We start from the raw sequence: 2,067 nt of genomic DNA on the forward strand, positions 1-2,067 counted from the left end.
TAAAAAATTGCATTTTTAAAATAATAATGAAAATAAATAGAATGCTATACATAATAACAATATCATGTTGTAAAAAGAACTCTTTCCCCACTTTCTTCATCTTATTTCCCCCTTTTCCAAAAAAACAGCCGCAACATATCGTTACGACTATTTCTTTTCTATTCTTATTCTATTCACTTTACAAATTTGCCTGCTGTTCTATTGCCGAGAAAAAATTGTTTGATCCAAATATATTTTGCTTCGGAATAATATGTTCCACTGCAAACACTGTTACTTCTCCTCTTTGCACTTCTCCAATAATGAGCCCAAATATTTCATGATTTACTGCAAACGTCGGTTGCTTTGTTTGTAACAATCTTGCAGCATTATGAAATACCGCTTCATATAGTGGATTTCTATCAGTAATTTCTTTTCGGATTTTTGGCGCTAACGTAATTATAATTTCTTTTCCGTCAATAGTGGTTCGATACATAAAAATCTCCCCTTCAATCTTATGTGAACAACTGTAAAGCTTTGTATGCAAAATGTATAGAGTAACCTACTAAAATAATACCTGCTCCGGCTGTTATGTAGCCAAGCGCTTTTGGTTTTAATAAAGTTCTTCCAAAATGTACAGAAAAAGCAATATTTAAATTCCATAAAATAATACCAACAATAATGCAAAGACTGTACAAAAAAGCTTCTTGTTTCGTTACCTTCGTAAGTAATGAGCTAAGTGTACTTCCGTATATACCAAACCAAAAAACAAGATTTAATGGATTGGATATCGCAATTAAAAATCCTGCCATAAACGATTGCTTAAGGCCACCTACCTCTTCTTTTTTATATTCCATATTCGATTCGAAAATTCCTTGTTTTACACTTTGAAATCCTAAATAAAATAACAAGAAAAAACCCGTGCAATACATGAAGGCTTGTACATATGTATACATAAACACAGAAGATAAACCGAAATAAATGAGAAGCATAAATAAAACATCTGCAGTCATTCCACCAATTCCAACAACCCAAGCGTGCCAAAACCCACGTTCAATTCCTCGTTTTAACATTTCAATATTAATCGGCCCTACTGGCGCAGCTAATGATATACCTAATACGATTTGCTGTATAATTGCTCCAATCATCGCTCTATCCTTTCTACTCTCTTTACTACTAGTTAATGATGTAATTTTAAAAAATAGACTAGCTTTCATAATAAAATACCCTTTTTTATCCAAAATATACAAAAGAGCCATCTAGATGATGGCTCTTACTTTTCTCTCCTATGAATAAAAGGACATTTCCCTTTTATTGGCTCTACATCGTCTCCTATGAAATATTGTTTCCATTCACGATGCTCTGGGTCACCATAATGACTAATGTTAGGATGTTTCGGCAATTGATCCCACTTTTCAACTCGCTCACGGACCATTTGTCTTGAATATGTTCCTTTAGGACGATCTCCCTCTAATCCATCAAAAATAGTGCGTGGCTGAAACCCAATAACGAGAGAATTCCCTAAATGTCTAGTTTTTCGTTGTTTATAAGCTGGCGCATTTCCAAATGCGAATATTGGCTCACCACCAAATGAAAATTCCCATAAATAATGGTCTGGGTCTTCAGGAATTTGCTTTGGCCATGCTTGATTATCGTTTTCATGTAAATACTGTAACACTTTCCAAAAAGAATCACGGTAATATTCGAGTGATCGTTCTTCACATTCCGGTTCTACAAAAAGGAAAAAGCCCCTTCTTACAATCGGTCTCTCTTTCATTAAGTCTAAAAAAGATAACATTGTATGCGGCAAATGACTCCAATCATTATGAGAAAGAAATGAATAACGAAGTTCATTCTTTTTCAAAGCTGTTAAACCGAAATAACATGGAAAAGTTGGTTCTAACACAACATTTGAAAAAATCTCAAATTCTTTTGCAACCCAATCCGGTATGTCGGTTCTCGTTCTCATTCCTTCATTATCTAATAAGTAAGACTTATTCATTCTTTCACCTCATTATGTATAGCATTCAATTAAGAATATTACGTACAAGGCCTGTCCTATACCTATTTAAAAATTTGACTGGAAAATTA

General features: G+C 33.6%; 3 protein-coding genes and 1 pseudogene. All 4 read right to left on the bottom strand.

Annotated features, from left to right (window positions below):
• Positions 1-151: pseudogene (locus ACQGS6_RS27220) on the bottom strand (sterol desaturase family protein); the annotation flags it as partial.
• Between the two features lie 27 nt (positions 152-178).
• Positions 179-472 (bottom strand): hypothetical protein, encoded by a 294-nt coding sequence (locus tag ACQGS6_RS27225; protein WP_000286362.1) that lies wholly within the window; start codon positions 470-472, stop codon positions 179-181.
• 19 nt (positions 473-491) lie between these two features.
• Complete coding sequence (locus ACQGS6_RS27230) at positions 492-1,235, bottom strand: LysE family transporter (protein ID WP_001196839.1); 744 nt, start codon at positions 1,233-1,235, stop codon at positions 492-494.
• Positions 1,236-1,249: 14 nt separating this feature from the next.
• Positions 1,250-1,978: a YqcI/YcgG family protein gene (locus tag ACQGS6_RS27235; protein ID WP_061139476.1), complete on the bottom strand. Its 729-nt coding sequence runs from the start codon at positions 1,976-1,978 to the stop codon at positions 1,250-1,252.
• Positions 1,979-2,067: the final 89 nt, after the last annotated feature.

The organism is Bacillus sp. GMs2/2 (genome assembly GCF_050172095.1).
Lineage (GTDB): Bacteria > Bacillota > Bacilli > Bacillales > Bacillaceae_G > Bacillus_A > Bacillus_A cereus.

Bases quoted from the DNA above. Each gene is read 5' to 3' on its own strand.
- ACQGS6_RS27230 (WP_001196839.1), bottom strand. From the start codon at position 1,235: ATGGCTCTTTTGTATATTTTGGATAAAAAAGGGTATTTTATTATGAAA.
- ACQGS6_RS27235 (WP_061139476.1), bottom strand. From the start codon at position 1,978: ATGAATAAGTCTTACTTATTAGATAATGAAGGAATGAGAACGAGAACC.
- ACQGS6_RS27225 (WP_000286362.1), bottom strand. From the start codon at position 472: ATGTATCGAACCACTATTGACGGAAAAGAAATTATAATTACGTTAGCG.